The organism is Streptomyces sp. NBC_00846 (genome assembly GCF_045207325.1).
In the GTDB taxonomy this organism is placed as follows: Bacteria; Actinomycetota; Actinomycetes; order Streptomycetales; family Streptomycetaceae; genus Streptomyces.
In genome coordinates this window covers 8,076,487-8,101,147 of record NZ_CP108846.1, presented here as the reverse complement: position 1 = coordinate 8,101,147, position 24,661 = coordinate 8,076,487, and the positions used below count along the sequence as shown (strand labels likewise).

The following is a 24,661-nucleotide window of genomic DNA, read 5'->3' as shown; positions in this document are numbered from 1 at the left end:
AACATAGAGGCATGTCGAATTTAGCCCCGAGTTCCGGTCTCCTGGACATCACCGCGCCGCTGGCCTGCTGCCAGCCGCTGGGGCGGGAAGAGCTCTCCGCGGAAGACGCGGAGAAGATTGCCGCCATGTTCAAAGCCCTGGCGGACCCCGTCCGTCTGCGACTGTTCTCACGGATCGCCGCCCAGCCCGGCGGCGAGGCCTGCGTCTGCGACATACAGGACGTCGGAGTCTCCCAGCCCACCGTCAGCCACCACTTGCGCAAGCTCCGCGAAGCGGGACTGCTGGCCTCGGAGCGGCGGGCCAGCTGGGTGTACTACCGCGTGGCTCCAGGAGTCCTGGCTGGCATGGCGGGCCTGCTGTCCCAACCTGAACGGCGTCAGCCACGTGGGCAGCACACCAGTGGACAGGGCTGAGCCGCCCCTCCGCGTGCTGTGCCCGTCCACCCGGTTACCTAGAGGGACGACTCTGGGGTGAGGAGAAGAGATGCGCCGGGAAGACCCGCCTTCCCCCGAGGGGGAACTTCAGCTGAGCGCAGCGGATCTGGTGTGGTGGACCGGCGTCTTCAAGGCATTGGGCGATCCGGTACGCCTCCAGCTGCTGATACACCTGGCCGCCCTGCGGGGAGGGCCGGAGGTCCCGGTCCACGAGATCAGCGACGTCGGAGTGTCGCAGCCGACTGTGAGCCACCACCTGAAACGGCTCAGGGAGATGGGTCTCGTGGGCTGCAGACGCGAGGGACGCATCGTCTACTACTTCCTGGGCCCCGAGGTCCGGTCGATCCTGATGCAGATTCTGCACCGTGAGCAGGCCGAGGCGGGGAAATGGCCCGCCGTCCGGCAGGCACAAGGAGCCGGCCCCGCACCGCTGTAATCGCACAGCGGCACGAGGCAAGAGGGGCTGGGAGGTCACCCGGGTCAGGGCCTCGAAACTCCAGTGGTCAGGAGAGCACGGCGGCCGGGAGGGCCGTCACGGGCTGGTCCAGGCGGACCGTGGTGTCGCAGAGGCGCTCGACCTGCGCCGGGTCGTGGGAGACCAGAAGGACCGCCCGGCGACCACGCAGCGCCACGATCGACTGCTCGACCTTGTCCCGGCTCTGTCCGTCGAGTGCGCTGGTGGGCTCGTCCAGGAGCAGTCCTGCCGGTTCAAGCGCCAGTGCACGGGCCAGGCACAGTCGCTGCCGCTGTCCCGCGGACAGGGTGTGGGCCGGTGAATCGAGCCGGTCGGAGACTTCCTTCCACAACCCGGCCTCGTGCAGGGCCTGTTCCGCGCGTTCCCGCAAGGTCTGCTGAGGGGCGCGCAGGACGTGCCGGAGGCCGAACAGAGCGTTGTCGAGGATGCTGCCTCCGAAGACGACCGGTGTCTGGGGCACGAGTACGATCTTGGTCCTGAGATCGGCGTCCCCCTTGCCGGGCGCGATCGGCCGGTCCAGCACCCGCAGGTCACCGTCCCGGGTCAGCCCGTTCGGGAGCAGATCTACCAGGGCGCGCAGGACCGTGGACTTTCCGGCGCCTGAGGGCCCGCACAGTCCAGTGGTGGATCCGTATTCGAGTTCGAAGGAGACGGGGCCGACCAGGGTCTTGTCGCGGCTGCGCACGCGCAGATCCCGCACGGTAATCACGTTGTCCATCGCTCTCCTTCGAAGCGGTTGCGCAGCGCGACCGCCGCGCTGAGGAGTACTGCAGTGATCAGGACCAGAACCATGGCGCTCCCCCATGCCTGGGTCACTGCCTGAGGATCGCCGGAGTCCTGGGAGAGAGTGAAGATGTGGGTCGGCAGCGCCTGGACCGGGGATTCCACGATGCCGCTCGGCAGGGCGGGAGCTCCGAAGAAGACCGTGGCCGTGAACAGCAGGGGGGCGGTCTCGCCTGCGGCGCGGGCCAGGCCGAGGAGCAGGCCGGTGACCGTGGCCGGCCAGGTGTAGGGGACGACGACCGACCGGATGAGCTGGGTGCGCGTCAGCCCCAGGGACAGCGCACTTTCCGTGAGTTCGGGCGGCATGCTCCTGACGCGGGCGGAGGTGGCCAGAGCGATCACGGGTATGACGACCGGAACGAGCACGATGGCTCCGGCCAGCCACGACCTGCCCCATCCCATGGTGCTGGACAGGATGACGAATCCGGCCAGCCCCAGCAGGATCGTCGGCGCTCCGCCGAGAACGACCGTCAGGGTCTGGAGCACACGCGCGGTGCGGTCGGATGCGTGGACGCCGATCAGGATGCCCGCGCCGAAACCGAGTGGGAGTGAGATGAGACCCGTCGTGACGACGAGCAGCACGGTGCCGACGATCTGGTCGCGTACGCCTCCGCCGGCTGCGCCCGTTGCCGAGGTGAACCAGAAGGTCGGGTTGAATGCGGCGCTTCCCCGCGTCACCAGCAGGGCGAGCATGCCGACGAGGAGAGCGCTCGGCAGCAGCAGAGCTCCCAGTCGCAGCGCCATGACCAGCCGGTCGCGCTCAGAACGCATCCGGTGCGTGGTGCGGTACCGGGGGTTTCGCTTGGCTGTCGTGCCGTGCTTCTGTCCCCGCGTGCCCCAGATCGTTGCCGCGGCCACCAGCACCAGGAGGATGATGCCGAGTCCGCACAGCGCAGCGAAGTAGGGGCCCGAGGTTCCGGCCAGGACAGGCTCGGGGCCGGCCAGCTTCGTTGTCAGCGTCTGGCCGGGATGCACCAGTGAGTCGAGGAACCCGCCGAAACTGTGGGGTAGCCGGCCGTCGGCCCGGCCCACGACCAGGAACACGGCGATGGCCTCGCCGAGTGCTCGGGCCAGGCCCAGCAGAACGGCTGCCCTCATGCCCGACCGTGCGAGCGGCAGCACCGCAGAACGGATCACTTCGCGGCGGGTCAGGCCGAGCGAGAAGGCCGCCTCACGGTAGCGGTCGGGCACTGCGGCGAGAGCATCGACGCTCACGGCCACGATCGTGGGAATGATCATGACGGCGAGAACGATGCCGGCGGCGAGGAGGCTATCGCCACCCGGAACGTCTGCGATCTGGGCGATAGCAGGGCGGATGACGATGATGCCGATGAGGCCGTAGACGATGGAAGGAACGGCGGCGAGCAATTCCACGCACATGCGCAGGGGTCGGGCTATGCGCGGTGGGAGGTACTCCGACAGGGCGAGCGCCGCTGCCCAGCTCACGGGGACGGCGAGGGCCAGGGCGAGGGCGCAGACGACGGCCGTACCGTAGATCATGGCTAGGCCGCCGTAGGCGGAATTGGCCGGGCTCCAGGAGGCTTCGGTCAGCAGTGCCAGCCAGTCGACTGCGCCGCTACTGACCCCGGCGGCGAGATACCCCACAAGAACCAGGAGCAAAGCCGCCACTGCGAAAGCCCCGGCGTACACCCAGCTCCAGACCCACTTCGACGGGCGTGGGCGCATACCCGCGTCCGGTGCGACGGGTTGTCGCTCCAGTGTCTTGGCGGTCATCGGCTACTTCCCGATTTGCTTGAGGGTCAGGTAGCCGTGCTTGGTCATCAGTGACTGGCCCTTGGCAGACAGGACATAGTCGATGAACTTCTTGGACGTTCCCTCCGGCTCGCCGTCGGTGATGAGGTAAAGAGGCCTGGCCATCGGGTACTTGCCGGAGGCGATGTTCTCCGGCGTGGGTGCGATGCCGTCCAGCGTCACCGCTTGGAGATCGTCATGTCCCTCGACGAAGCTGGTGGACAGCGGGGCCACAGCACCGGGGGTCGACTTCAGCTTGTTACGGGTCTCGAGGTTGCCGCCCACGATTGCGAAGTTGTCCGAATCCGGGGGCAACGGGGCCTTCTTGTCCCCGTAGATGTACTTGTCGAGCACTTCGCGTGTTCCGCGGCCGGGCTCCTTGTCATAGACGAACACCTTCAGGTCCGGGCCGCCGAGCTCGGACCAGTTGGTGATCTTCCCCTCGAACAGGTCACGCACCTGCGCTGCGGTGAGGTTCTTCACGCCGGCATCGGCGACTTTCTTGGTGACGATGACGCCGACGGCGTCTGCACCGATCTGCGTGGTACGGAAGTCGGCCTTGGGGTTAGCGGTCTTGTCCTCGTCAGCCAAGGGCTTCGAGCTCATCGCGATCTTGATCTGGCCCGCTGCGAGCTGAGAGATGCCGCCGGCGGAGCCGCCCTGGGTGGCCACAGTGATGTCGAGGCCGTCAGCCTTGAGCGCCTGGGCTGCGTCCGCGGCCACCGGGGCTACCGTGGTCGACCCGCTGACCTGCATGGCCCCTGCTGCTCCGCCCCCCGAGTCGGCGCAGGCCGTTGCGAGGAACGTGAACGCCAGAGCCGTTGAGGCGAGGTATGCGAGGCGGCGCTTCTTGCTGAACAGCACTTGGGCCCTTCTTTCTTCGCGCGTGACGGCGGCGTGCGTGATGGGTGCGGGACAGTCAAGGACTCCCCGGAGAGTCACTGATGCGGTGGCCGGGGAAAGGCCAGCCAGACGTAGCCGTGCGGCACGAGCCCGACGTTCGTGCCGTCCGCTCCGTCACTGGTGCTCATCTCGCCCTTGAGGAAGTAGGCGGCACGGTCGGATGCCCCGGGTATGAGGTGGGACAGCGGCACGGTCGCCGGGTGGGGTGCGGGGTTGTGGAGGCACAGCACCTGGGCGTCGTCCGCCTCCCGCAGCACCGCCCACACGCCGTCGGGGGCGGGCAGCGGCGTGACCTCGGCCGCCGGCGCGAAGGCGCTGCCCGCTTCAGCAGGGATGGTCCACCCGCCGCCGGGCGGCAGGCCGTGGAGGGCGGCGTGTAGTGACTCCAGGAGGGCCGTGGTGGCGGCACGGTCTGTGCGTGCGGAGGCGTCGGTGACGTCGAGCAGGCTCACAGCAGGGGCCTTCCAGTCATGGCGGATCCGGGCTTGTGTCCCAGCAGGTGCAGGACGGTGGGGGCGACGTCGGCGAGCGTGGCCTGCTCGGGCAGCGGCGCGGCAAAGACGCCCGCGGAAGCGGGGACGATCACGAGCGGCACCGGGTTGGTGGTGTGCCCGCCGTAGGGGCGGATGGTGCCGTCGGGAGCCTGCTTGGTCATCTTCTCGGCGTTGCCGTGGTCGCCGACCAGCAGCAGCCACCGGTTCGTCTCCCGGGCCGCGGCCAGGATGCGGGCCACGGCCATGTCGGTGTGTTCGCCGGCCTTGACGGTGGCGGTGTGGTCGCCGGTGTGACCGACGACGTCGATGTTGGCGAGGTTGGCGATCACCAGGTCGACGTCCGCCCGCGCACTGGCGTCCATCACCGCGTCAGTGACCCGGTCGAGGTTCATCTGCGGGCGGGCGGTGTAGTCGGGCGTGGCGTCGCCGGCGATGCGCACGTGTTCCTCAACGCTGCGGGCGCGGCTGCTGCGGCCGTTGATGTAGTAGGTGACGTGCTCGAACTTCTCGGACTCGGCGATGCGGACGCTGCGCAGCCCGGCCGCGGCAAGTTCGTCGGCGAGGCCGCCGGAGGCATCGGCGCGCTGGACGAGGGCGGGGATGCTGGCGCGGGTGTCGTACTGGGCCAGGCTGAGTGTCGAGACGGTGCGGCCGGTGGCGGCGAGGTGGTCCAGCAGGCGGTCGGCGAACTGCTGGATGCGGTCGCTGCGGAAGTTGAACCACACCACGGCGTCTGCGTCGGCCACCTGCGCATCCGTGATGTCGGCGATGACGCTCGGGTCGACCCACTCGTCGCCGCGTTCGCCTGTGTGCACGGCCTGTTGCCCGGTGTCGGTGCGGGTGCCGCGGCTGTCGGCGACCAGTTGGACGGCCTTGTCGGTCAGGTCCAGGTTCCCGGCCTTGTCCATGGCGTAGCCGCGTCCGATGACGGTGGCGATCCGGCCCGTGCCGGCGGCTGCGGCCAGTTCGCTCACGCGGCCCAGGTAGGTCTCGCTGGTATGGTCGGCGACGTCCCGGCCGTCGGTGATGGCGTGGATGAGGACCCGTTGGACCTGGTGGGCGGCCGCGGCGGCGAGAAGTTCGCCGAGGTGCTCAACGTGGGCGTGGATCTGGCCGTCGGAGCACAGGCCGATCAGGTGCAGGGTCTTGCCCGAGGCGGCCAGCTGTTGCAGCACGGACCCCAGTTGGCTGCTGGCGCGCAGGGCGCCGGAGTCGATGTGCTGCTGGACCAGGAGGCTGTCGTAGGGCAGGGGGCGTCCGGCTCCGATGACCATGTGGCCGATCTCGGAGTTGCCGACCGTGCCCGGCAGTAGGCCGACCGCTTCGCCCGAGGCGTCGGCCAGCGTGCTGGGATGCGTGCTGCGCAGTTCGTCCAGGACCGGGGTGCTGGCTTCGTGCAGTGCGTTGTCCGCGGCCGGCGGGGCGTGTCCCCAGCCGTCCAGCACCAGCAGGATGCCCGGTCCGGCGAACGCGGCGTCGGGTGCGCTCACTTGGTGCTCTCCAGGTTGGGGTGGAGGGTGTCGAGGGTCTGCCAGAAGGCGGGGAAGGACTTGGCGACGCAGCCGGGGTCCTTGATGACGACGTCCTCGGTGCGCAGACCGCCGATGGCGAAGGTCATGGCGATGCGGTGGTCGTCGTAGGTGTCGATGACGGCGCCGTGCGGGGTGCCGCCGGTGATGTACATGGCGTCGTCGTGTTCCTCGACGTCGATGCCCATCTTGCGCAGCTCGGTGGTGACGGCGGCGATGCGGTCGCACTCCTTGACGCGCAGGGAGGCGATGTTGGTGATGCGGGTGGTGCCCTCGGCGTAGGCGGCGACGATGGCCAGGGACGGGACGACGTCCGGCATGGCTTCCATGTCGATGTCGATGCCGCGTAGTTGGCCGCCGGTCAGGGTGATCTCGGTGTCGGTGACCTGGGTGTGACAGCCCATCCGCTGCAGGGCCTCGACGAGGTGGACGTCGCCCTGGTGGGAGCCGGCGCCGATGCCGGGGATGACGACCCGGGAGTTGAGGATCGCGGCCGCGGCCAGGAAGTAGGACATGCCGGAGGCGTCGGGCTCGACGGTGACCTCGCCGCCGCGGGCCTGCTGGCCGGCCGCGACGGTGAAGCGGTGGTAGCCGTCACGGCCGACGCTCACGCCCATCTCCTTCAGCGCGGCCAGCGTCATCTCCACGTACGGCTTGGAGATCAGCTCGTCGCTGATGGTGATCTCCGTGTCCGTCTCGGCGCGCAGCGCGTTGATGATCAGGCTGGAGGTGAACTGGCTGGAGATGGCACCGCTGACGCTGGTGGCGCCGCCCTTGAAGGAGCCGCCGACGACGCGGATGGGCGGGCTGCCGTTGCCGCGCACCGCGGTGGCGTCCACGCCCAGTGCGGGCAGGGCCGCGAGCAGGTCACCCATCGGGCGTTCCTGCATGCGAGCGTTGCCGGTGATGACCGTGGTGCCCTGCGCGTGGCCGGCCATCGAGATCAAAAAGCGCAGCGGGGTACCGGCACCGCCGACGAAGATCTCCTCGTTTGGTGCGGTCATCGGGCGGCCGGTGGGCGTGACATGGATGCGGGCGGCGGTGTGGTCGATGTCGCAGGTCACGTGGCCGAAGGCTTCGATGGCGCGGGCGAAGTAGAGTGTGTCTTGCGACAGCAGCGCCTTGTGGATGACCGTCCCCTGCCCCGAGAGGGAGGCGATGGCCAGGTAGCGGTTGGTGTAGCTCTTGGAGCCCAGGACGCTGACGGTCTCGTCGAACGCGGCTAGCGGCACGACGGCGACTTCCTGGGCCTTCAGACGCGGGTCGGGGGTGGTGTTCATGCCGTACCTCCATGGTGGTGAGCGGTCGTATGGGTCGTGCTGCCGAGAAGAGGTCAGGCTTTGACAACCCGGCAGGCGAAGCACTTGTAGGCCTGCTGGCCGGAGAGGTTGTCGTAGTACTGGTCGTCGGGCAGGGTGTTGGCCGCCTCGTAGCGGGGGTCGTGGAAGAGGTCGCCGACCTTCTGTGCGGGGCCGAAGGTGTTGGGCACGAAGACGGTGTCGGGGCGGATGCCCTCCCACAGCAGTGCGGTCCCGGTGACGCTGCCGCGGGGGCTCTCGACGCGGACCTCGTCGCCGTCGGCGATGCCGGCCCGCTCGGCGGTGTCGGGGTGGATCTGGATGAAGCGGATGCCGTTGAGCTGTTTGCCGGTGGGTGTCCAGTGCGTGACTCCGGCGAAGTGGACGACGCTCGGTCGGCCGGTCATGCCCATCAGCGGGAAGCGGCGGTGGACGCCGTCGTTGCCGGGCACGCCCAGGCGTACCGGGTGAGTGACGGCCTGGGGGTTGATGGGGCTCGTGACCAGCTTGGTGCTGTAGGCGAGAGTTGGGTGGGCGCCGGTGACTTCCGGATGCGTGTAGAAGATCGGCAGGGCGCTGTGCCCGGTCACCGCCAGCCGCTTGTCGAGGTCGGGTGTGGTGATCTCGGCTTTGCCGCTGGGGGTGAGGAAGCGTTTCCCGCGGTTGCCGGCGTCGAGGGATTCGGCGGCCTCGTACCAGCTGAGGTGGTCGAGATAGAGGGTGCTGACGCCGGGGTGCTTCGTGGTGGGGCAGGGCCAGCGCAGCGGCTCGGTGCGCTCGCGCATCCGCGAGCGGGTCATGCCGCCCATGCCCGGGGTGTGGGTGACGAAGTCGTCCCACAGCTCCTTGTAGTCCATCCACCTCTTCGGGAACGCCTCGCGCCACTCGTGTGCGGGGCGTCGGGTGTCGAGTTCGGCCAGCGCGTGCGCGAGGCCGATCCAGATCTCCCAGTCCGGGCGTGCGTCGCCGACCCGCTGAAGGACCTGCTCCTGCCAGCGGATGGCGCGGTCGTCGCGGCGCATGTAGACGCCTTCTATCTCCAGCCCGCTGCATACGGGCAGGATGATGTCGGCGTAGTGGGCGGCCTCCTCCATGAACAGGCCGGTGTAGACGTAGAAGTCGAGCTGTTCGAAGGCCTTTTTGACCTTGGTGGTGTTGGCGGAGGACGTCAGCGGGTTGCCCTGGGTGATGACCGCGCGTAGCCGGTAGGGTCTGCCGGTCAGAATGGACTCAGCGAAGTAGTCCGGGCCGACCGGCAGCGCCTCTCGGCGCTTGGGCTCCTCGGATTCCAGCGGTGGCAGGTGCAGGTCTCCGGGCCAGGTGTTGTGCATGAAGTTGCAACCGCCGCCCGGGCGGCCGATGTTGCCGGTCACCGCGGCCAGGAAGGCGGCCACCCGGTAGGTGTCGAACGCGCCGAGCTGGTGTGAGATGCCGGCGTTGCAGAAGATCGCGGCCGGTTTCGCCGACGCGTATTCCGTGGCCATGGTCGTGATGGTGGCTGCCGGGACACCAGTGATCTCTGCTGCCCAGGCAGGCGTGTACTGGTGCTTGGCCAGGTGGGCGCGCAGTTCATCGAAACCGGCCACCCACCGCTTCACGAAAGTCTTGTCGTACAGGCCCTGGTCCACGATGTGGTGGAGCATGGCCTGCAGCAGGGCGAGATCGGTGTGCGGCTTAGGCGCCACCCACCGGTCGGCGGCCGCGCCGGTCGGGGTCAGGCGGGGGTCGACCACCGTAAGGGTGGCCTTCGTCTTCGCCCGGCCGCGCAGCAGGTAGTCGAAGGTCACCGGGTGGGTCTCGGCCTGGTTGGTGCCCAGGAACAGGTAGTGGCGGGCGGAGCCGAGGTCGTCCTTGCCGGTCGCTTCGTCGATGCCGTAGCCATTGGTGAAGTTGCCCAGCCCGAAGGTGGCGGCCAGGGCGTTGCCGCCGGCGTCGTTGCAGACCGGGCCGACGTCGGTGTTGTTGGGGCTGCCGAGCATCGCGAACAGGCGGGCCACCAGCGAGCCGGTGCCGCGGGGCAGACGGCCGGTGGTGCGGTTGGCGATGGTGTGGACCTGGCCGGTGTCGCGCAGCTTCAGCAGTTTCTTCGCGATCGTCCGGTAGGCCTCGTCCCAGGTGATGGCCTCGAACTTGGAGTGGGCGGAGCCCTTCTGGCCGGAGATGCGGCGCAGCGGTGTGGTGAGGCGTTCGGGGTTGTAGGCGAGCTGCGGCATCATCTCGGCCTTGACGCACAGCTGCCCGTTTTGGACCGGGTCTTTGTCCTCGCCGCGGACGGCGATGATGCGTCCGGCTTTGAGGTCGACGTTGAGGCGGCAGTTGGAGTTGCAGAACTGGCAGGCCGTGGCGACGGTGCGGTCCGGGGTCAGAGCTGCCGACTGGTCGGTGAAGTCGGCTGCTGGAGCAGTCCTGGTGGGGCTGCCGGGTTCTGCTCCGTGGGCTGCCACCAGTGGCAGCAGTACGGGAGCTGAGAGGCTGGCGCTGCCGATGACGCTGCCGCGCAGGAGTCCTCTGCGGGACAGCCCGAGTTGTTCGTGCTTCATGGTGCGTGAGGGGTCCTTCCGCCTGGTATGGGAAACGAGGCGGGCATGGCGGTGCCCTGGGCCGTGCGCCTTGGCGCGCATGGCCCTACACGGATGCGGCTATGAGGTGTGTGTCAGCCGGCGGTGCGCACCGCGGACAGTTCGGCGGTCTTCGTCTGTACGGCTGCCAGGAACGCCTTGAGGATCAGGTGTTCGGTGCCGGGAGCGGAGGACAGTTCGGGCTGGAAGAGGCTTCCCATGAAGAACGGGTGGCCGGTGATCTCCAGGGCGCGCGGGGCGCCGTCGCTGTCCCAGGCACTGATCTGCAGGGCGCCCTGGCTGGCGGCGCCCATGAAGTCGTCGGTCAGGCCGTAGTCGCAGTGGAAGATCTCCTCGACTTGGGTCGTGCCGTAGAGCGAGGCGAGCAGGGAGTGCTCCTTGACCTTCAGGGGGGCCTTCTCCCCGCGGAATGAACAGGTCAGCGGCGTGACCAGGGGCATGAGCTTCTCCGGGTCCTCGTCCACGCCTTCCGCCTCGGGCAGGTGTAGCACGTTCTGGGCGTGTTCGATGAGGGCGCTGAAGAAGCCGCCGCAGGTACCGAGGAACGGCAGGTTGTTCTCGCGGGCGTGGCGGACGGCGATGTGCACGCCCTTCTGGTTGAAGTACGGTGCGCCCGGCACCACCCATATGCCGTCGAAGCCCTCCAGGATGGAGGCGTCGTGGATGTCGACGGTCGGGATCCACTCGGTGGTCACGTCCCACTGTTCACGCATGGCGTCGATCTTGGGGTGGGACGGCTCGTCGTGGTTGCCGCGGTCACCCACCAGGGCAAGGCGAGGCTGAGCGGAGTCTGGCATCGTTTTCCCTTCAATTTGTCAGGCCAGGTGGAACACAGCCGTCGCCAGGGGCGATTCCAGCCCTGTAAATCCGCAGCAGGCAGTGCGTGCCGACCGCACGGCTGCTGCGTTCTGTTGGGAGTGACGTGGTGTCAGGAGCCGCGCCGCCACGCGCGGGCTAGGAGCGATGAAAGCGTGTGTTGACGCCGTTAGGGCAAGAGCGGGCGCGTCGATGAGCCAGCACTTCGCCTGTCGGATCCATGCACGTCTTCCAGCCCCCCTGGTACCAAGACGGGACCCCTTCTTGGCAGGCCCCCGTGCTGCTTACTCGCTCAATTTATCGACGTTGGTCTAAGTATTCGAGACCTGCGCTTCGACCGGAGGTCGTTTTCCGCCAACTGTGCGCAGCAGTGGGCAGATTGGCGCGTTCCGGCGCCTATCAGCAGGTCAGGGGGAGGAACGGGGCCGCTCGGCGTATGGCGATCCGTTTCCCGTCGACTGGCGCGCCGCCTGGACATCAGACACGAGCGCCGTCACCCGGATCCACCGCCTGAGGGTCGGCGCAGGTCACAGCCGACTGCAGAAGAGACAGTGACTTGGCAAGCGGCACGTGAAGACCCCGAGGAGATGGCCGAATCAAGAATACAAAGTCAGCCGTTATCAACAGTGTTCACTGTTGATAACAAGCATTGCTGGTTAATCTGTGCGGGCCCGGGGAACCGGCTGCCGCCCTCCTGCGGCAGCGGGCCCTGGCTTCACCCGTTGCCAACAGCACCTCTGGCCAGTGCGGCCGGACTGCTGCTGCCGGCGTCCCCATGCTGCGTCGCTTGAGGAGAATCCCTGTGAACCGCCCTGCCGGACATCCCCGCCGATGGCAGATCCTGGCCATCTTGTGCTTGAGCCTGGTCCTCATCGGGCTTGACACCCTCATCCTGAACCTGGCCCTGCCCAGCATCCAGAAGGACCTGGACGCCACCAGCAGCCAGCTGCAGTGGACCGTCGACTCCTACGCACTGGCCTTCGGCGGGCTGCTGCTGATGGCCGGCGGTCTGTCCGACCGGTTCGGCCGTAAGCGGCTGCTGGCGATCGGGCTTGCCGCTTTCGCCCTGACCAGCCTCGGTGCGGCCTTCGCCTCCAGCCCCGAACTGCTCATCACCTTCCGCGCGGCGATGGGCATCGCGGCGGCGCTGATGATGCCCGCCACGCTCGCCATCATCAAGGATGTCTTCCCGCCCGAGGAGCAGGGCAAGGCGATCGGCATCTGGTCCGGCGCCGCTGCGGTCGGCGTACCGCTGGGCCCGCTCGTCAGCGGCCTGCTGCTGGAGCACTTCTGGTGGGGGTCGATGTTCATCATCAATGTCCCGCTGGCGGCGATCGCCCTCATCGGCGGGTTCAAGCTGATCCCCGAGTCCAAGGCCGAGGGCCACCCCGGTCTGGACCTCGTCGGCGCCCTGCTGTCCGTGGCCGGCCTGGTCGCCATCGTCTACGGCCTGGTGGAGGCCCCGCACAACGGCTGGAGCGACATCGTCACCCTCGGCTCCCTGTTCGTTGGCGTCGCGCTCATGGTCGGCTTCATCCTGTGGGAACGGAGCACCGAGAACCCGATGCTCGATGTCGGCCTGTTCCTCAACACCCGCTACGGCGGCGGCGCCCTGGCGATCGCCTGCACCTCCTTCGGCCTCTACAGCGGCCTGTATCTGCTGACGCAGTACCTGCAGTCGGTGCTGGAGCTGGACCCACTCGGTGCAGGCCTGCGCATGCTGGCCATCGGCACCATGATGGTCGGCGCTCCCCTCTCCCCCAAGCTCGTCGAGCGGGTGGGCCTCAAGGCGACCGTGGTAATCGGCCTGTTGCTGTGCGCGGGCGGGCTCGGCATGCTCGCCGGTCTGCAGGTCGACGACCAGGCCCAGGCGCTGTGGGGGCTTGCGGTGTTCGGCCTCGGCATGGGTATCGCGCTCCCGGCGGCCGTGGACGCCATCCTGGTCGTCTCTGCGGCCCGCCAGGCGGGCGCCGGCTCCGCGGTGGCCGACGTGGGCATGCAGGTCGGCGGAGCGCTCGGCATCGCCGTCAGCGGCAGCGTCATCTCCACGCTCTACCGCGACGACCTTCCCCAGGCTGCGCAGCTGCCGGGCGAGGCCGGGGAAGCCGTACGCGAATCGCTGGCGGGGGCGGCCGCCGTCGCCGAGCAGGTGGGCGGGGCGGCCGGCGAGCGGGTGCTGTCCGCCGCGCAGGCCTCCTTCGTCAACGGTTTCACCGGCACGCTGCTGATCGCTGTCGCTGTCGCGACCGTCGGCGCGGTCGCTTCCGCGTTCATCCTGCCGCGCCAGCGGGTGGTGGAAGCGGACGGCGCAACGGACGCCGCTCTGCCTGCGCAGCCCGGTGAGGCCGGCGTCCGGGCCGGCTCGTAACCGGTCAGGGCCGCACTGTGCGTAGGATCGATCGCGCAGCTGCCCCCGCACCGGCCGGCAACCGCTCAAGGGGTGCCGGCCCGGGCGGCGTGGGTGACAAGGAGGTGGTGATGGCCCGGCCATCCAAGCTGAGGATCGCAGTGAGCGATCCCGACCAGTGGCTCAGCGAGCGTGAGCGGGCACAGGTGCTTGCCCCGAAACTGCGTGCGCTGGCCGACGAGACACGGCTGACGCTGATCCTTCTGATCGCGCAACGCCCGCGCACCGTGAAGGAGTTGCAGGAGGCCACCGGTCTGAGCCAGACCCTGGTCAGTCATCATCTGGCGCCGCTGCGGGAGCAGGAGCTGGTGGAGGCCATCCCGCAGGGCCGCAGCAACCAGTACGTGATGTGCTGTGCCGCCCTGGCCGAACCGCTGCGGATGTTCGCGAGTCTGGCGGCCCTGGATCCCGAGACGGTGGCAGCGTGCCTGCAGCCCGCCGCCCCGGCAGCAGCCGAGGGCTGACGTCCCGCGCGCCATACGGAAACCGGCCCGCCCCCGAAGGTGTGGGGGCGGGCCGGTTTGGTTCGGGTCAGCTGCCGTTCAGGTCCTGCTGGAAGCGGTCGCGGATGGCCTGTGGGGTGAGCGCATTGGTGGCGCGCGGCGGGATGGCCCCCGTACGCGGCAGGGTGCGCACGCTGATCAGATGCGGGCCGGAGGCCGCCATGGCCTTCAGTACCGCGTTGCGCAGGCTGTCCTCGCTGTCGCAGTCCACGGCGCTGCGGTAGCCAGCGGCGAGCGCCGCGGCGGAGAATGAGGTGGTGGCCGATGTCGTGGCCTGTCCGCCGGTGGATTCGTGGCTTTGGTTGTCGAGCACGACGTGGATCAGGTTGGCGGGGCCTTCGTGTCCGATCATCGACAGGGCGCCGAGGTGCATCAGGACGGCGCCGTCGCCGTCCAGGACGACCACGGTCCGCTCGGGATGGGCCAGCGCGACGCCCAGGCCGAGCGAGGAGGCGTGGCCCATGGAGCCCTGCATGTAGAAGTTGCCGGGCCGGTCGGCGACGGCGAAGACGTCGCGGCCGGTGTAGCCGGTGGTGGCGATGACCGAGGCTTCCGGGCAGCTGTCGGTGACCACGCGGATGGCGGTGCTGCTGGCCACTCCCCAGGGTGGGGCGGCCTCGTGCACGGCGGCCTTGCCGATGGCTCCGCGTTCCACGAGGACGAAGGGGGCCTGCTGGGCGTCGAGATCCTTCTGGGCGCTGTCGAGCAGCTCGGTGAAGCGGTCGGTGGTGTCCTCGGCGTGCAGGGTGTAGTGCGGGCTGCCGACGCTGTCGAGGAGGCGGTGGGTAGAAGGGCCCATGACGGCGTGCTGCGGTTCGTCGGTGGCCGGGTCGGGCCAGCCTCGCAGGCTGGCGAAGGTCAGGATCGGCAGCTGGTAGGTCATCACCAGCGAGGTGAGCGGGTTGATGAGATTGCCCAGTCCGGAATTTTGCAGCATGACGTAGGCCCGCTGTCCGCTGAGGGCGGCCCCGGCGGCGACGGCCAGTGCACTGCCCTCGTTCGGTGCGGGCACGTACCGGCCGGGCTGGGTGCTGAGGTGGGCGATCGGCCCGCCGAAGTGGGAGCAGGGCACGCCGCTTGCGGTGGTGAAGCCTCGGTCGGCCAGGATGTCGCAGAAGTCTTGGGCGGAGATCATGGACGGGGCAGCTCCGTTTCGGAGGTGGTGGGTGTCGTGACGGTGCGGCTCTGGCGGGCGCGGCGGCGCATCCGGATGCCTTCGATAATGAGTGGGATGCCGGAGACGAGCACGATGGCGATGACGATGCCTTCGATGTTGTTGCGGACGAAGGCGATCTGGCCGAGGTAGTAGCCGACCGTGCAGAGGCTGACCGACCACAGGGTGGCGCCGAGAACGTTGTAGAGGAAGAACGTGCGGTAGTTCATCCGTCCGACGCCGGCGGTGATCGGGATGAAGGTGCGGAAGACGGGTATGAAGCGGGCCATCACCAGGGCCTTGGGGCCGTGCTTGAGCATGAAGGCCTGCGCGCGTTCGGCGTTCTCCTGCTTGAAGAAGCGGGAGTTGGGCCGTTTGAAGAGCGCGGGCCCCACCTTGCGGCCGAAGGCGTAGCCGAACTGGTCGCCGATCACGGCGGCAGCGATGACGGCAAGCATGACCAGCCAGAGTGGCTGGTGCAGGATCTGGTCGTTGGCCACCAGCAGGCCCGCGGTGAACAGCAGGGAGTCCCCGGGCAGGAAGAAGCAGACGATCAGCCCGGATTCGGCGAAGACGGCCGCCATGATGCCGATCAGGTTGAAGGTGGAGATGAGTTGTTCGGCGTCGAGCAAGGGTGAGGACGCGAGGTTTGGCATGGCTGGCCCCTGAGTGGCAGGTGGTGAACGGCGAGGTCCTGGGAGCCAGCCCGCAGACAGAACCGGCTCCCAGGGCGGGATCATTTGGCCCAATGGGGCCGGGTGTCGATGCGGACCACGGCGCAGGTGATGGAGACCCCGCCGCCGTGGGCGACGATCAGGACGTGGTCACCCGGACCGACCTGGCTGGTCTCGACGAGATGGGTCAGGCCGACGATCTGATCGTTGACCGTCAGGTGGCCGAGGTTGCGGCCGAAGTCAAGCAGGCCCTGCTCCGGTGACAGGCCCATGGGGTCGAGGATGACCTTCAGGTAACTTTCCTGGCCGGTGAAGACGTGGGCGACGCGGGTGACGTCCCCCGGTTCCAGTCCCGCCTCGGCGAGCGTGCGCAAGGCGATCTCGGTGCGCAGTTCGCCCTGGCGGCGGACGACTTCGGCGACGGTCTCCTCCAGCCCGCCGGCGGCGGCCAGCCGTTCCTTGAAGTCCATTCCGCGTCCAACCGTCAGCGACGGCGGGAAGAGGGGCTCGGATCCCCGGTACTGTTCCTCGACTTCGGCGGTGGAGCCGGTGTTGATGGACAGCAGGCTCGCGAAACCCTCGGTTGTGGAGAGCAGAACGGCGCTGCCGCCGTCGCCCAGCACACCGTTTTGGATACCGAAGGCCCACCGGTTGAAGTTCGGGGTGCCGACGTTGTCGGCTCCGGTGAGCAGGGCGGTGGTGCGTTCCGGGACGGCCTGCAGGTAGCAGGCGGCCAGTTCGAGGGAGCCGACCAGGCCGCTGCAGGCCTGCCAGACGCGGAAGGAGGGCACGTCGCGGTCGGTGAGGTGGCGCAGGATGTAGTGCTGCGGGGACCAGCCTTCAGGTCCTTGTTCGTGGCCGCAGGCGTGGATGTGCAGGTCGATGTCGTGCGGATGCAGCCCGGAGCGTTCCATGGCCTGCCGTGCCGCGGCGACGGCCATGTCGGGGGCGGGCGTGTCGTCGGCGACGGCCGCGCCGGTCCAACCGTAGAACTCGTAGTCGTCGGCGTCGTACAGGCCCAGTGCCACGGCCTTGCGGGCGTCGACTATGTCGGGGATGTAGGTACCGAGTCCGGCGATGCGGATGTTGGTCTTCATGGGCAGCGTGATCCTCGTCGGTGGCTCGGTCAGGCCGAGGCGTTGGCGGAGTTGAGTTCGGCGGACAGGGCCTGGACGACGGTCGTGATCGTGCCGTCCTTCAGCAACTGCACCATCGGCAGCTTCACCTGGTACTCCCGTTCAATGCGGTTGCGCAGCTCCACCGCCATCAACGAGTCCATACCAAGCCGGTTCAACGGCCGGCTCACATTCACCCGCTCCGGCCGCAGCCCCATGACCACAGCGACCTGCTGCTTCACGAACTCCAGCAGTTCCCTGTTCGGCGCTGCGCCTGCGGGACCTGTGAGCGGGGCCTCTACGGCGGTGACCGTCTCGGGGGTGGGGTCGGGCTGCGGTGCGGCGGCCACCGGTGCCTGATGCTGCGCCGCTGGCGCGGGTACTGTCGGCGCGGGCGTGGCATCGGCTGTTTCGGCCGTGGTTCCGCCGGAGTTGAGTTCGGCGGACAGGGCCTGGACGACGGTCGTGATCGTGCCGTCCTTCAGCAACTGCACCATCGGCAGCTTCACCTGGTACTCCCGCTCAATGCGGTTGCGCAGCTCCACCGCCATCAACGAGTCCATACCAAGCCGGTTCAACGGCCGGCTCACATTCACCCGCTCCGGCCGCAGCCCCATGACCACAGCGACCTGCTGCTTCACGAACTCCAGCAGTTCCCTGTTCGGCGCGCCGGCCGGTGTCGGCGTGGCCGTCTGTAGGGCGGGATCGGTGGTTCGCGGCATGGCAGCCGAGGGCGGCGTGGCGGTCTGCTGGGCGGCCGGGGCTGCTTGGTCCGGCGGGGCAGGAGCCGGTTCCACGGGGGCCGGGGCGGGCTGGGCAGCCGCGGCGGGGTTGGTGAGGTGCTGGAGCAGGGGCGCGGTGGCTGCTGCCGGGTAGGCCTTGGCCCAGGCAGGCCAGTCGGCTCGCAGGACAGCGGTGTGCAGGCGTCCTTCGCCGAGGATCTGGCCGAGCAGGGCTAGGCCGTCGTCCGGGCTGAAAGAGGACATGCCCTGGGGCAGCAGGCTGCGCTCTTCCTGCTGTTCCTTGCGGGCCACCATGCCGACGCTGTCCCAGAAGCCCCAGTTGACCACGGTCGCCGACAGGCCGGCCGCGTGGCGGTGGTGGGCGAGAGAGTCGAGGAAGGCGTTGCCGGCCGCGTAACTGCCGAGCATGGGCGAGCTGAGGATGGCGGATCCGGAGGAGAAGAGCACGAAGGCGTCGAGCTGCTGGTTGTGCAAGAGGCGGTGCAGGTTCCAGGCGCCGGAGACCTTGGCGGCCAGGACCGCGTCGAGGTCTGCGGTGCTCTGGTCGCTCAGCGGGGTGTAGTCGATGACACCGGCAGCGTGGAAGACACCGCGGATGGGCGGCAGGCCCTGGCAGTGCCGGCCGTCCAGCAGCTGCCGCATGGCGTCGTGGTCGGCGACGTCGGCGGCCGCGTATTGCACGCTGACGCCGCGTGCTGCGAGCTGGTCGAGGACAGCGACGGCGGCAGCCTGCGGGTGGTCTGCGGACAGGCGGGTGCCTGCGACGGGCAGCGGGCTGCGGCCGGTGAGCAGCAGGTGGCGTGCTCCCTGGTCGGCCAGCCACAGGGCCAGTTGTCCGCCGATGCCGCCTGCTCCCCCGGTCACCAGGTAGGTGCCCGCGCCGTGGATGGCGACGGCCGGGGTGCGGGCCGGGGCCTGGGGGGCGGTGTCGTGGCTGAACGACAGGACGATCTTGCCGGTGTGCTGGGACTGGGCCATGAGGCGGAATGCCTCGGCTGCCTTCTCGGCGGGGAACTCCCGGTGCGGCAGGGGCTGTAGGTAGCCGCGGTCGACCAGGGCGGCGGCGGCGCGCAGGATGCCTCCGGCCCGCTCGGGCGCGTTTTGGATCATGTGGACGACGTCCACCGCGTGGAAGGACAGGTTGCGGGCGAACGCTCCCAGGGGCAGCGCGTTGTCGTCGAGGATGTCGCGCTTGCTCAGTTCGAGGTAGTGCCCGTAGGGCGCCATCAGCGACAGGTTGGCGGGGATGGCCTCGCCCGCCAGGGTGTTGAGGATGATATCGAAGCCGCGCTCACCGGCTGCGGGGCGGAAGGTGTCGGCGAAGTCCAGGGAGCGGGAGTCGGCGACACGGTCCACGCCGAGCCTGGCCAGGACGTCGCGCTTGGCGTCGCTGCCAGCGGTGGCGTAGACGCGGGCGCCCTTCCAGCGGGCAACGTTCAAGGCGGCCAGGCCGGTCCCGCCAGTGGCGGAGTGGATGAGGATCTTGTGGCCGCCGTCGATGCGGGCGAGGTCGTGAAGGGCGTGGTAGGCGGTGAGGTAGGAAGCCGGCAGGGTCGCGGCCTGGGCCTGGGTCAGCCGGGCGGGCTTGGGGGCGGTCAGGCAGGCGCGCGTGACGACTTCGGAGGCGAGGGCGCCCTCGGCGAAGGCGATGACTTCGTCGCCGACCGTGACATCGGTGACCCGGGTGCCGGTTTCGGTGACGGTGCCGGAGCATTCCCAGCCCAGAGTCGGGGGCCGGTTGTCCTGCCCGGGATACATGCCGAGGCTGAGGAGCACGTCGCGGTAGTTGACCCCGGCATGGCTGACCTGGATGCGGACGTCATCGGGGCCCAGGGGCCGGTTCGGGGCGGACTGGAGCTGAAGGTCGTCCAGGACGCCTGGTACGGGCAGCGACAGGGCGCGCGCGGCGGGTGCGGTGCCGGGTGCCGGGCGCAGCCGCGCGGCATAGCGGCGGCCGCCGCGCAGCGCCATCTGGTCTTCCGTATCGGGCCGGCGCAGCAGGTCGGCCAGGGCCGTGATGCTGGCCGCGGACCGGTCGAGGTCGACCAGGCGGGGCGTGAGGGCGGGGGTTTCGGCGGCGAGGGTGCGGCCCAGGCCCCACAGGATCGCGGGAAAGGGGTTGCGTACGGCCTCGCCGGCGCGAGTGGCCTGCGCCAGCTGGGTAATCAGCCACAGCGGCGGGTGGCCCAGCGGGTGCTGTTCCAGTGCCCGGGTCAGGTGCAGGACGGTGTGTCCGGTCAGGAGCTGGGTGCGGCGGATCTCGGTGGGGGTTGCGTCGAGGCCTGCCTGGGCGTCCAGGGACCACAGGTGGATGATGCCGCGGCAGGTTCCTTCGCGGGTGATGTCGGCGAGGACGTGACGGTAGTGGTCGGGCTGGGAGGGGTCGATGCGGTAGCGGTCCCCGGCCCCAGCCGTGCGGCCCGCACAGGCGGTGATGGCCACGACGCGGTCCCCGCGGCCGGTCAGTTCACGGATGACAGCGCGGCCGGTGGGGCCGCTGTCGGTCAGGACGAGCCAGAACCCGTCCTGGCTGTCTGCGGTGGATGGGGTGAGCGGGGCGCTTTCCCAGTCCAGGGCGTGCAGCCACGACTCCTGCCCGCTGACGATGGCGGGTTCGGAGGGAGCGGGTTCGGTCACGGTGGTGTCCTTGCGGGGGGTCAGCAGTGCGGGGGCGTGCCCGGCCAGGTACTGCAGCCTCAGTCCGCGCATCTGGGCGATGAGCTGGCCGTCGTCGGCGCGGATGTCGATGTCGGCGGTGAAGGAGTCCTCTCGTGTGGCGGGCAGCAGGCGGGCGTGGCTGTACATGGAGGCGGCAGGCCGGTCGAAGAAGCGGACTTCGTCGATGCCGCCGAGGACGAAGACGCCTTCCTCGCCGGGGACGGTCAGTGGCCGGGCGGCGGCCATGGAGTGGCCGCTGGCATCCAGCAGGGCCGGGTGGAAGCAGTGCCGGCCGAGGCTGTCGAGGAGGGAGGGCGGGCAGGCCAGGCGGGCCAGGACCTCACCGTCGGTGCGCCACAGTTCCTCCACGGCCTGGAAGGCGCCGTTCCACTGGTTGCCGCGTTCGGCGTTCCAGGGATAGAAGTCGGCGGCCGTCTGGTGCTCGCCGCACCGGGCGCGGATGGCTTCGAGGGAGTCGGCCGGTGCGGCCGGTGCGGTGTGGAGGGAGCGGGCGGTGGCTTCGGTGTGCAGGAGCCACTCGACGCCGTCGGTGTCGGCGTCCTGGCTGTAGATGTGGCACTTCAGGCTGCCGTCGTCGGCGGGTGTGGCGATGACGCGGACCTGGGGCGGCGGGGTGGCGTCGTCGAGGAACAGCGCACGGTGGTAGCTCACGTCGGACACCGACAGGGCGTTGTCGCCGAGGACCGTACGGGCAGCTGCGGCAACGAGTTCGAGGTGGGCTGTGCCGGGCAGGATGATGGTGTCCTGGATGCGGTGGTCGCGCAGGTAGGTGTTGCGCTCAAGGCCCAGGGGGCCCTGCCAGATACGGGTGGTGCCCTCGGCGGGCATCGGCTGGCCGAGCAAGGGGTGCTCGACGGCGGCTGGGGTCTGGTGGCGGGGCTGGGGGGCGGCCGGGGTGTCGGCGGCGGGCGCCGGGGTGATCCAGTGCCGGGTGCGCTGCCAGGGGTAGGACGGCAGGGGGACGTAGTGTCCGCCCTCGGTCAGTGCAGCCCAGTCGAGGTGGGCGCCGCTGGTGTGCAGGACTGCGGCGGAGGTGAGCAGGCAGTCGCGTTCGCCGGTGTGGCGGCGCAGGCTGCCGGCCGCCGTGGTGTCGCCGCCCTGATGGCTGCGGCTGGTTTCGCGGATGCCGTTGACCAGCAGCGGGTGGGGGCTGACCTCGATGAACACGGCGTCGCCCTGGTCGAGTTGGCCGCGGACGGCGCCGACGAAGTCGACCGGCTGGCGGATGTTGCTTACCCAGTACTCGGCGTTCATGCCGGAGCCGTCGATGACCTCGTTGAGCAGGGTGGAGTGCAGCGGGATGCGGCCGGCGCGTGGGGTGAGGTGCGCCAGCTCGGCGAGCAGGTCCTCGCGCAGGGCGTCCATCTGCGGGCAGTGGGAGGCGAAGTCGACGTTGACCTTCCGGTTGTCGACGCCCCGCGCGTCCAGGGCGGCCGTGATCTGGTCGAGGGCGTCACCGTCGCCGGAGAGCAGGGTGGAGGTGGGGCTGTTGATGGCGGCGACCGCGACGGTGTCCTCGTGGCCTGCGAGGGCTGCTGCGGCTTCGTCGGCGGGCAGGGCGACCCAGGCCATGGTGCCGCGGCCGGACAGGCGTTTGGCCAGTCGGCTGCGGCGGCAGATGACCGCGGCGGCGTCCGCGAGGGACAGAGAGCCTGCGATGTAGGCGGCTGCGGACTCGCCCATGCTGTGGCCGATGACGATGTCGGGTTCGACGCCCCAGGAGCGCCACAGCTCGGCGAGGGCGATCTCCATGGCCCACAGGGTGGGCTGGATGACGTCGAGTTCGTTCATGCGCTCCTCGTCGCCGGAGCGCAGCAGTTCGATGACCGACCAGCCGGTCTCGGTCTTGATGGCGTCGTCGCAGGCTTCCATGGCGGTGTGGAAGGCCGGTTCGTTCTCAAGGAGTTCGCGGCCCATGCCGGGCCACTGCGAGCCCTGGCCGGGGAAGACGAACGCGATGCGCGGCCGGGTGGTGGGGTCGGTGTAGTCGCTGGAGGACAGTCCGGGTTCGTCGTCGCCGTCGGCGAAGGCGCGCAGGGCGGCGGCCGCGTCCGTGTGGTTGTAGACGGGCAGGGCTAGCCGGGTGTCGTGGGTGGTGCGGCGCAGGGCCGCGGAGTGGCAGATGCCGCGCAGGCTGTGGGATGCGCCCTCTGTGTCGAGGTAGTCGGCCATGCGGCGGGCGAGGTCGGTGAGGGCTTCGGGGCTGTAGGCGGACAGGGTCAGCAGTTCGGTCCGCTGCGCCGTATCGGGTGCTGTGGCTGGTTCGGGGGCGGCCTCGAGGACCACGTGGGCGTTGGTGCCGGAGAAGCCGAAACTGGATACGCCGGCGACGGCTGGACGGCCGCGGTCGGCCAGCGGGGTCGCGGTGGTGGGCACGGTCAGCGGCAGGCTGTCCCAGGCGACGGCCGGGTTGGGGTTGTTCAGGTGCAGGTTGGGCGGCACCGTCTTGTGCTCCAGGCACAGCACGGCCTTGATGAGTCCGGCGATGCCCGCGGCGGCTTCGGCGTGGCCGATGTTGGCCTTCACCGACCCGACCAGGCACCGGCGGTCGGCGTCGCGGGGGCCGATGACGTCGGCGTCGCGGGGGCCGATGACGTCGGCGAGAGCCTGGAGTTCGACGGGGTCGCCGACGCTGGTGCCAGTGCCGTGGGCCTCGATGTAGTCGACGTCGGCCGGGGCGATGCCGGCGTTGGTGTAGGCGCGCTGGATGACGGCGCGCTGCCCTTCGACGGCGGGGGTAACGAGGTAGCCGCTGCTCTGGCCGTCGTTGCCGATGGCCGAGCCGCGGATGACGGCACGGATGCGGTCGCCGTCGGCGAGGGCGGCCGTCAGAGGCTTGAGGACGACCACCCCGATGCCGTCGCTGCGGACGAAGCCGTCGCCGGAGGCGTCGGCGAATTTGCAGCGGCCGTCGGAGGCGAGCATGCCGGCGCCGGAGTAGACGACGCTTTCCTCCGGCAGCAGGACGATGTTGACGCCGCCGGCGATGGCCAGCGGGCATTCCCCCAGGCGCAGGGCCTGGATAGCGTTGTGGACGGCGACGAGTGCGGAGGAGCAGGCGGTGTCGACGGTGAAGCTGGGTCCGCGCAGGTCGAAGGTGTAGGACAGGCGCCCGGAGGTGATGGCGCGGGAGGCCGCGCCGGTCATCGCGTACAGGTCGAGCTGCTCGCGGTCGGCGTACTGCATGTGCCAGTAGTCGCCGCCGAGCTGGCCGATGAAGACGCCGGTGTCCGTTCCGGCGATGCCGCGCAGGGTCTGGCCGGCGTCTTCGAGCGCCTCGTAGGAGGTCTCGAGCAGCAGGCGCTGCTGGGGGTCCATTCGGTCGGCCTCGCGGGGCGAAATCCCGAAGAACTCCGCGTCGAAGGCGTCGATGTCGCGCAGGAGTCCGCCCCATCGGCTCACGGTGCGGCCGGGTGTGCGCGGGGCGGGGTCGTAGACGGCGTCGACGTCGTAGCGCTCGGGCGGTATCTCGGTGATGGCGTCGCGTCCCGCGAGCAGCATCTCCCAGAGTTCCTGAGGGCTGGTGGCGTCGGCGAACCGGCCGGCCATGCCGATGATGGCGATCGGATCACCGGCGGCGGCTGCCGTTGGTGCGGGGTCATGGGGCATGGGAATGGGCGTCCTTCCGGGCATGGCGAAGCCTTCACTGGTGCGCAGCACGTTGGGACCCATGGCATGCACGCGCGAGCGGACGTTGTGGCCGGCTCGGTGGCGGGCGTGCAGGCGGGATGGTGTTGGAGAGGGTGATGGAGGTGGCTCGGTCCTGTCAGATGGCCGTCGCGGCGCGTGGCGAGCGCGTCGTGCGGTTCACAGGCCGTGGCGGCTTGTCGGCGAAGCCGCCGTCCCCCAACGTCGTTGCGACGAGAGGCTGATGCCCCACGTCGAACGCCCCCGCTGTATCGACATGTATCGAGATTGACTTGCGACAGGCCGCTTCGCAACGAGGCTCAGAGTGACGCTCATCACACTCCGCATACCCCTGACGAAAGGTTGACATTCATCGAATCAGCAGCGAACCTGAAACCCTTGTTTCGCCATTCATCTATATAGGCACTCGTGAAGGCAGGCCTTGCCCGCACGCGGCGGCGCACGCGCCGTTCCGACAGGAGCCGATCTCGTTGAGCGAAGAGCCCACGCCGCAGAACACCAGCCAGTCCGCGCCGGATTCAAAGCAGACCGCAAGCGCCTGCTGCGCCGCCATCGCCTCGTTACACCAGCGGGCCCAGCAGAATGCCGCGCTGCGCGCCCAGGCGGCTGCGGGCGAGTCCGGCAGCGAGTCTCCGTCCGCGGAGCTTGAGCACCGACCTGCCCCCGCGCCCTGAAA

At 69.4% G+C, this 24,661-nt stretch carries 17 protein-coding genes; 5 read left to right on the top strand and 12 right to left on the bottom strand.

Going from position 1 to position 24,661, the window contains the following annotated elements; translation table 11 throughout:
- Positions 1–11 precede the first annotated feature (11 nt).
- Positions 12–413: an ArsR/SmtB family transcription factor gene (locus tag OG936_RS37430; RefSeq protein WP_406500185.1), complete on the top strand. Its 402-nt coding sequence runs from the start codon at positions 12–14 to the stop codon at positions 411–413.
- A 70-nt stretch (positions 414–483) separates the two neighbouring features.
- Positions 484–870: an ArsR/SmtB family transcription factor gene (locus OG936_RS37425; RefSeq protein WP_406500184.1), complete on the top strand. Its 387-nt coding sequence runs from the start codon at positions 484–486 to the stop codon at positions 868–870.
- A 67-nt stretch (positions 871–937) separates the two neighbouring features.
- Here the strand turns inward: OG936_RS37425 and OG936_RS37420 are convergent, their stop codons facing one another.
- The 8 genes from OG936_RS37420 to OG936_RS37385 form a co-directional block, all read right to left on the bottom strand.
- Positions 938–1,627: a phosphate ABC transporter ATP-binding protein gene (locus OG936_RS37420; protein WP_406500183.1), complete on the bottom strand. Its 690-nt coding sequence runs from the start codon at positions 1,625–1,627 to the stop codon at positions 938–940.
- The gene (pstC, locus tag OG936_RS37415) at positions 1,615–3,426 is read right to left on the bottom strand and encodes a phosphate ABC transporter permease subunit PstC (RefSeq protein WP_406500182.1); all 1,812 of its coding nucleotides are present in this window, start codon (positions 3,424–3,426) and stop codon (positions 1,615–1,617) included. Before pstC ends, OG936_RS37420 begins: the two co-directional genes overlap by 13 nt.
- A 3-nt stretch (positions 3,427–3,429) precedes the next feature.
- Positions 3,430–4,308: a phosphate ABC transporter substrate-binding protein gene (locus tag OG936_RS37410; protein WP_406500181.1), complete on the bottom strand. Its 879-nt coding sequence runs from the start codon at positions 4,306–4,308 to the stop codon at positions 3,430–3,432.
- A gap of 74 nt (positions 4,309–4,382) precedes the next feature.
- Entirely contained in the window at positions 4,383–4,799 is a 417-nt protein-coding gene (locus OG936_RS37405; RefSeq protein WP_406500180.1) for a hypothetical protein, read from the bottom strand.
- Positions 4,796–6,331 carry a 2,3-bisphosphoglycerate-independent phosphoglycerate mutase gene (gene gpmI, locus OG936_RS37400; RefSeq protein WP_406500179.1) on the bottom strand — a complete coding sequence of 512 codons (1,536 nt, stop codon included), beginning with the start codon at positions 6,329–6,331 and terminating at the stop codon, positions 4,796–4,798. The genes OG936_RS37405 and gpmI overlap by 4 nt, the downstream gene beginning before the upstream one ends.
- Positions 6,328–7,650: a 3-phosphoshikimate 1-carboxyvinyltransferase gene (gene aroA, locus OG936_RS37395; protein ID WP_406500178.1), complete on the bottom strand. Its 1,323-nt coding sequence runs from the start codon at positions 7,648–7,650 to the stop codon at positions 6,328–6,330. Before aroA ends, gpmI begins: the two co-directional genes overlap by 4 nt.
- 53 nt (positions 7,651–7,703) lie before the next feature.
- Positions 7,704–10,208: a molybdopterin-dependent oxidoreductase gene (locus tag OG936_RS37390; RefSeq protein ID WP_406500177.1), complete on the bottom strand. Its 2,505-nt coding sequence runs from the start codon at positions 10,206–10,208 to the stop codon at positions 7,704–7,706.
- Positions 10,209–10,321: 113 nt separating this feature from the next.
- The gene (locus OG936_RS37385; protein WP_406500176.1) at positions 10,322–11,044 is read right to left on the bottom strand and encodes a glutamine amidotransferase-related protein; all 723 of its coding nucleotides are present in this window, start codon (positions 11,042–11,044) and stop codon (positions 10,322–10,324) included.
- An 821-nt stretch (positions 11,045–11,865) separates the two neighbouring features.
- On the opposite strand from OG936_RS37385, the gene OG936_RS37380 reads away from it, so the two are divergent.
- Both OG936_RS37380 and OG936_RS37375 read left to right on the top strand, forming a co-directional pair.
- A complete protein-coding gene (locus OG936_RS37380; protein ID WP_406500175.1) occupies positions 11,866–13,431 on the top strand; it encodes an MFS transporter in 1,566 nt (521 codons plus the stop codon).
- Between the two features lie 110 nt (positions 13,432–13,541).
- Positions 13,542–13,934, top strand: coding sequence for an ArsR/SmtB family transcription factor (locus tag OG936_RS37375; RefSeq protein WP_406500174.1), 393 nt, complete (start codon positions 13,542–13,544; stop codon positions 13,932–13,934).
- A 67-nt stretch (positions 13,935–14,001) separates the two neighbouring features.
- Here OG936_RS37375 and aepY read toward each other — a convergent pair whose 3' ends face one another.
- The 4 genes from aepY to OG936_RS37355 form a co-directional block, all read right to left on the bottom strand.
- The gene (aepY, locus tag OG936_RS37370; RefSeq protein WP_406500173.1) at positions 14,002–15,108 is read right to left on the bottom strand and encodes a phosphonopyruvate decarboxylase; all 1,107 of its coding nucleotides are present in this window, start codon (positions 15,106–15,108) and stop codon (positions 14,002–14,004) included.
- A complete protein-coding gene (locus tag OG936_RS37365) occupies positions 15,105–15,782 on the bottom strand; it encodes a DedA family protein (protein ID WP_406500172.1) in 678 nt (225 codons plus the stop codon). The genes aepY and OG936_RS37365 overlap by 4 nt, the downstream gene beginning before the upstream one ends.
- 80 nt (positions 15,783–15,862) lie before the next feature.
- Positions 15,863–16,897: a ketoacyl-ACP synthase III family protein gene (locus tag OG936_RS37360; RefSeq protein WP_406500171.1), complete on the bottom strand. Its 1,035-nt coding sequence runs from the start codon at positions 16,895–16,897 to the stop codon at positions 15,863–15,865.
- Positions 16,898–16,926: 29 nt separating this feature from the next.
- Entirely contained in the window at positions 16,927–23,946 is a 7,020-nt protein-coding gene (locus OG936_RS37355) for an SDR family NAD(P)-dependent oxidoreductase (protein WP_406500170.1), read from the bottom strand.
- Between the two features lie 509 nt (positions 23,947–24,455).
- Between OG936_RS37355 and OG936_RS37350 the strand changes: the two genes are divergently transcribed.
- A complete protein-coding gene (locus OG936_RS37350; RefSeq protein WP_406500169.1) occupies positions 24,456–24,659 on the top strand; it encodes a hypothetical protein in 204 nt (67 codons plus the stop codon).
- The last annotated feature ends 2 nt before the right edge of the window (positions 24,660–24,661 follow it).

Bases quoted from the DNA above. Each gene is read 5' to 3' on its own strand.
- pstC (WP_406500182.1), bottom strand. From the start codon at position 3,426: ATGACCGCCAAGACACTGGAGCGACAACCCGTCGCACCGGACGCGGGT.
- OG936_RS37390 (WP_406500177.1), bottom strand. From the start codon at position 10,208: ATGAAGCACGAACAACTCGGGCTGTCCCGCAGAGGACTCCTGCGCGGC.
- OG936_RS37375 (WP_406500174.1), top strand. From the start codon at position 13,542: ATGGCCCGGCCATCCAAGCTGAGGATCGCAGTGAGCGATCCCGACCAG.
- aroA (WP_406500178.1), bottom strand. From the start codon at position 7,650: ATGAACACCACCCCCGACCCGCGTCTGAAGGCCCAGGAAGTCGCCGTC.
- OG936_RS37360 (WP_406500171.1), bottom strand. From the start codon at position 16,897: ATGAAGACCAACATCCGCATCGCCGGACTCGGTACCTACATCCCCGAC.
- OG936_RS37430 (WP_406500185.1), top strand. From the start codon at position 12: ATGTCGAATTTAGCCCCGAGTTCCGGTCTCCTGGACATCACCGCGCCG.
- OG936_RS37385 (WP_406500176.1), bottom strand. From the start codon at position 11,044: ATGCCAGACTCCGCTCAGCCTCGCCTTGCCCTGGTGGGTGACCGCGGC.
- aepY (WP_406500173.1), bottom strand. From the start codon at position 15,108: ATGATCTCCGCCCAAGACTTCTGCGACATCCTGGCCGACCGAGGCTTC.
- OG936_RS37420 (WP_406500183.1), bottom strand. From the start codon at position 1,627: ATGGACAACGTGATTACCGTGCGGGATCTGCGCGTGCGCAGCCGCGAC.
- OG936_RS37425 (WP_406500184.1), top strand. From the start codon at position 484: ATGCGCCGGGAAGACCCGCCTTCCCCCGAGGGGGAACTTCAGCTGAGC.
- OG936_RS37355 (WP_406500170.1), bottom strand. From the start codon at position 23,946: ATGCCCCATGACCCCGCACCAACGGCAGCCGCCGCCGGTGATCCGATC.
- OG936_RS37365 (WP_406500172.1), bottom strand. From the start codon at position 15,782: ATGCCAAACCTCGCGTCCTCACCCTTGCTCGACGCCGAACAACTCATC.